The 5,417-nt window shown below is 71.9% G+C and carries 2 protein-coding genes and 1 riboswitch; of the genes, one reads left to right on the top strand and one right to left on the bottom strand.

Features of this window, described 5'->3' with window-relative positions; translation table 11 throughout:
* Positions 1-2,631: serine/threonine-protein kinase (locus Q1K26_RS00660; RefSeq protein WP_300006967.1), on the bottom strand; the 2,631-nt coding region annotated here is incomplete at its 3' end.
* 464 nt (positions 2,632-3,095) lie between these two features.
* Positions 3,096-3,260: riboswitch (cobalamin riboswitch) on the top strand.
* A gap of 37 nt (positions 3,261-3,297) precedes the next feature.
* Between Q1K26_RS00660 and Q1K26_RS00655 the strand changes: the two genes are divergently transcribed.
* A partial coding sequence (locus Q1K26_RS00655; protein WP_300006965.1) for a cobaltochelatase subunit CobN occupies positions 3,298-5,417 on the top strand: 2,120 nt, incomplete at its 3' end.

Below are 5,417 nucleotides of genomic sequence, written 5' to 3'. Positions count from 1 at the left end.
CGACCCCGTGCGCTCGAGCTGCCAGGTGAGGTCGACGTCAGGTTCGCGCGCGGAGGACGAGAGGTCGGCGAAGCGAACCCTCAGCTCATCGGGTGCGCTGTCGATCGACGTCAGGACGGCTCCGGCGTCGAGGCCGACCAGCTCGACGCCGGGCGCCACGCGATCGAGCACGATGCGAAACGTCTGCTCGACGTCGTGGCGATCGCTGGCGGCCTTGGCGGCCGAATCGAAACGGAACGAGCGCGCGCGCAGGATCCACTCGCCGTCGTCCGTGAAGACGACCGGCAACACGGCCTGCTGGGCTTGCGGGCTGAGCAGCTCCGAGGTCTCCGCGCTCTCTACGTCGGTGGGATCCGTCTCCGGCCACCAGCTGAGCTCGACGCGCATCGGCACCGGCTGGTCGCGCGTGACGACGAACTCGGCGCTCGCGGCGTTGGTGAAAACCGGCTCCCCTTCGTCGCCCGCGGCCAGATCGCTTGCGGCCAGGTCGCGAGTCAGGCCGCGCGCGCGCCACTGCGCGGCGAACGTCGGCAACGTGTTCTCGAAGCGGAACACCACCGACTCGGTGACGGCGCCGCGGTCGGACCCGTCCGCGTGCAGGACGTAGGCGTCTTCGTCCACGGCGATCTCGACGCGTCCGAGGTACGCCTCGCCGCCGTTCAATCCGTCGAGACCGGTCAGGTCCAGCTCGAACGCCTTGCGCCCCGACGACTGGCCGCGCACGGCCGGCTCGCTGGAGCCGTCCACGAAGACGCTCCAGCGCAAATCGGCCGGGCGCACGAGATCGACGCGCAGCATCGGTTCGGTGGCCGGCGAGATCAGGTACGCGTCGAGTATCTTGTTCGACGCCGGGAAGTGGCCCTCCGCATCGCGGCCGCCGCTGCGATCGACCATCACACGGCTCGCGACGGCAAGCGGAGCGGTAACGACCGTCAACACGGCCGCGCGCGACCACACCGCGCCCGCCCGATCGCGCAAACGAACGTGCAGCTCGTTTGGACCGTTCGTCAGGCCGGCGTCGGCCAGCTCGAGGCGATAGCGCGAGCGGTCACCGGAGCTCGTGCTGCGCGTCAGCGAGAGCGGCTCACCGCCGCCGACCTGTACGGACACCTCCGCGAGGTCGTCGCGCGCGTCCCCACGCAGCTCGAGGTCGAGGGAGAGCCCTAGCGGGTCGATCCCGATCGCTTCGAGCTCTTCGAGGTCGCGCCCTTCGAGCTCGAGCGCCGAGACTTCCCACGCGCCTTCGCCGAGCCACACGATCGTGAAGGGCCGGGACCTCAAGCGGTCCTGGCCGAGCACCAGCTCCAGGCGTTCTTCGACGCGGCTTCCAACAGGTACGGTGTCGGTCGCACTCAGCAGCACGCCTCCAACGTCCGTCCACTCCGCTTTCCATTGGGGCGCCGGCGTACCGTCGAGCGCGCGCACGACGGTCCAGGCAGCGCTCGTGTCGTTGGGCAAGACGCCCTCCCCCGCCTGCAGGGCCACGGTCACTTGTGAAGTCGCCGGCCCGAGGAACACCGCGCCGGTCTCCAGGTCGAGTCCGTTCGCCGCGATGAGGCCGGCTTCGGGAACGACGACCTCGCGCGTGGTCCAGGCCCAGGCGCCGATCGCGAGAGCCAAGAGAACAATAGGAACCGTCACGCGCGCAACCGTCTTCCACACCGGCGGGTGCACGATGTCGTGCAGCGCCTCGTAGGCCTCGTTCGTGTCGCGGAAACGCTTGTCGCGGTCCTTCTCCAGGCAGCGGTCGACAAAGTGCGCGAGCTTGCGCGGAACGCGCACGCCCATCGAGCCCACCTTCGGTGCGGTGTCCTGACGATGCATCTGCAGCACGTCGAGGCGGTTCTTCGCCTTGAACGGCAGCTGACCCGCCAGCATCTCGAAGGCGATGACGCCGAGGGAGTAGATGTCCGAGCGGCCGTCCAGCTGCACGATGTCGTCCATGTCGAGGACGTGCTCGCACTGCTCCGGTGATGCGTACTCAGGCGTGCAGCCGCGCGAGCGCGTGATGCCGGCGGCCGTATCGTTCTCCTTCGCCTGCTTCTGGAACGTGAGCGTTCCGCCGCCGAAATGCGTGTCGATCGTGCCCGCGCCGGCCACGATCGTCGACTGGTCCTGCACCTCGCCGTCGCCGATGTACTGGCCGATGCCGAAGTCGAGGACCTTGAGTTGCTCCTCGCGGCCCTGGCGCGACGGAACGCGCAGGAGGTTGGCCGGCTTGAGGTCCAGGTGCAGGATGCCGCGACGGTGCGCGGTCTCCAGTGCCCCGGCCAGCAGCACACCGATGTCGAGCACCTCCGGCCACGGCACCGGGGCCCGGCCGATCCGCTCGGCCAGCGACCCCCCGGACATGAGGTCCATGACGATGTAGGGCTGCCCGCGGTCGGTGGTGCCGGCGCGGTGCACGGTGACGATGTGCGGGTGCCCGGACAGCGACCCCATCGCCTGGCACTCGCGCAGGAACGCGCGGCGGACGGCGTCGTCGTCGAGGCGGTCGCGGAGCACCTTCACCGCCACCGGGCGGTCGAACTCGGGCTCCCACGCCTCGTGGACGGTGCCGAACCCGCCGACGCCCAGCACGCGCGCGCCGGTCAGGCCCGGGATGCCCAGGTCGGGGCGGTCAGGCTCCACGGCCGCAGTGTAGGGACGCCGTCCGGGAGGGCGCCCTCGTGGACGAGCTGCCGTGTTGCAGCAAGGCCACCTTCACGCAACGGGATGGCATGTAGGTGGCCAAGCTGCAACGGGCTACAGGGAGAGCAGGCGGTCGAAGAAGCTGCGGTAGCGGCGCAGCGCCGGCCGCAGGTCCTCGGTGGACGTCTCGTCGGTGTCCAGGCCCCTGCTCCAGCCCGTGGCGCTGGTCGCGGAACAGCCGCTCCAGCTCGTCGAGCAACTCCCCGACGAGGCTGTCCGAATGCTGGATGACGGTGGGTTCCACCGGACAACTCCCTGTGTGAGGGACGACACACTCTGTCGGGTGAACCGTTGACCGGTGGTTCCCGAAGTGGCGACGGAGGTGAACCCGACGGCGTTCCGCGCTCGCGTGTCGGCCGGGCGCCGCTGGTCACCTCTCGTTGACCCGGTGCCCGCCGTGTGGTCAGGTTCTTCGCGACGGCAGTGGAGGAAGTCGGTGCGAGTCCGACGCGGTCCCGCCACTGTCACCGGGAAGCGGGCGCCCACCCTTGACCACTGCTGCGGCGGGAAGGTCGGGCGTTCGTGCCGATCCGGGAGCCAGGAGACTCGCTGCCGTCGTCGGAACCCCGAGCAGGGCGGCGCGGACCGCCCGAGGAGGAACACACGATGGCGCCCGCCGTGCTGCTGCTGTCCACCGCCGACACCGAGTTGCTGGCCGCCCGCGGCTCGGGCGAGCTCTACCGCACCGCCAACCCGGCGCGCGTCGAGCCCGAGGGACTGGCGGCCCTGCTCGACGGCGTGGCGGTGGTCGTGCTGCGCCTGCTCGGCGGGCGGCGGGCGTGGCCGGAGGGCGTCGACGCCCTGGTCGCCTCGGGGCGGCCGGTCGTCCTGCTGGGCGGGGAGGCCTCCCCGGACGCCGAGCTGATGGCCGCGTCCACCGTGCCCGCCGGGGTGGCGTCGGAGGCGCTGGCCTACCTCGCCGCCGGCGGGCTGGACAACCTGCGCGAGCTGCACCGGTTCCTCTGCGACACCGTCCTGCTCACCGGCGAGGGCTTCGCACCGCCCGCGCCGACACCCGAGTTCGGCGTGCTCGGCACGCGGGGCCAGGACCCGGCGCGCCCGACCGTCGGCGTCGTCTTCTACCGGGCGCACGCGCTGTCGGGCAACACCGCGTTCGTCGAGACGCTCTGCGACGCGATCGAGGCACGGGGCGCGAACGCGCTGCCCGTGTACTGCGGATCGCTGCGCGCGGCCGGGCCGGACCTGATGGGCCTGCTGGGGCGGGCCGACGTGCTCGTGGCCACCGTCCTCGCGGCAGGGGGCACCGTGGCCTCGTCCGCGTCGGCGGGCGGGGAGGAGGACGCCTGGGACGCCGGCGCGCTCGCTGCGCTCGACGTGCCGGTGCTGCAGGGCCTGTGCCTGACCACGTCGCGGGAGACGTGGGCGGGCTCGGACGCCGGGCTGTCGCCGATGGACGCCGCGATGCAGGTCGCCATCCCGGAGTTCGACGGCCGGCTGATCACGGTGCCGTTCTCGTTCAAGGAGACCGCACCGGGCGACGACCTCCCCGTCTACCGCGCCGACCCCGAGCGGGCGGCGCGGCTGGCCGGGCTCGCCGTCCGGCACGCCTCGCTGCGCCGCACGCCCGTGGCCGACCGGCGGCTGGCCGTCGTGCTGTCGAGCTACCCGACCAAGCACTCCCGCGTGGGCAACGCGGTGGGGCTGGACACCCCGGCCTCGGCGGTGGTGCTGCTCAACGCGCTGCGCGACGCGGGCTACGCGGTCGGGGAGTTCCCGCAGGACTCCGACGAGTTGATCCACACCCTCATCGCCGCCGGTGGACACGACGTCGAATGGCTGACCGAGGAGCAGCTCTCGAACGCGCCGTCCCGCGTCGCGCTGGACGACTACCGGCGCTGGTTCGACGCGCTACCGGCCGCGCTCACCGACGGCATCCGTGAGCACTGGGGGGAGCCGCCCGGCTCGCTCTACGTCGACGGCTCCGACATCGTGCTCGCCGCGCTCCGGTTCGGGAACGTGCTGCTGATGATCCAGCCGCCGCGTGGGTTCGGGGAGAACCCGATCGCGATCTACCACGATCCGGACCTGCCGCCCTCGCACCACTACCTGGCCGCGTACCGCTGGCTGGAGCAGGAGTACCGCGCGGACGCCGTGATCCACCTGGGCAAGCACGGCACGCTGGAGTGGCTGCCCGGCAAGGGGCTCGGCCTGTCCGCGGAGTGCGCCCCGGACGCGGTGCTGGGCGAGCTGCCGCTGGTGTACCCGTTCATCGTCAACGACCCCGGCGAGGGCACGCAGGCCAAGCGCCGCGGGCACGCCGTGGTCGTGGACCACCTGGTGCCGCCGATGGCCCGCGCCGACACCTACGGCGAGATGGCACGGCTGGAGCAGCTGCTCGACGAGTACGCCCTCGTCCAGGCCATGGACCCGGCCAAGCTGCCCGCGTTGCGCGTGCGCATCTGGGAGGTCGTGCAGGCCGCCCAGCTGCACCACGACCTGCAGGTCGACGCGTTGCCCGGCGAGCAGGACTTCGACGATTTCGTGCTGCACATCGACGGCTACCTGTGCGAGGTCAAGGACGTCCAGATCCGCGACGGGCTGCACGTCCTGGGCGGGGTGCCCGAGGGGCAGGCCCAGGTCGACCTGGTGCTGAGCATCCTGCGGGCCACCCAGGTCTGGGGTGGCCGCACGGCCCTGCCCGGCCTGCGCGGGGCGCTCGCGGCGTGGGCGGGCCTGGACGAGCAGGCCCTGCTGGCTCCGGGCGC

Source organism: Pseudonocardia sp. (assembly GCF_029263155.1).
GTDB lineage: Bacteria > Actinomycetota > Actinomycetes > Mycobacteriales > Pseudonocardiaceae > Pseudonocardia.
The sequence above is the reverse complement of the archived record's forward strand: the minus strand, read 5'-3'. Positions and strand labels throughout refer to the sequence as shown.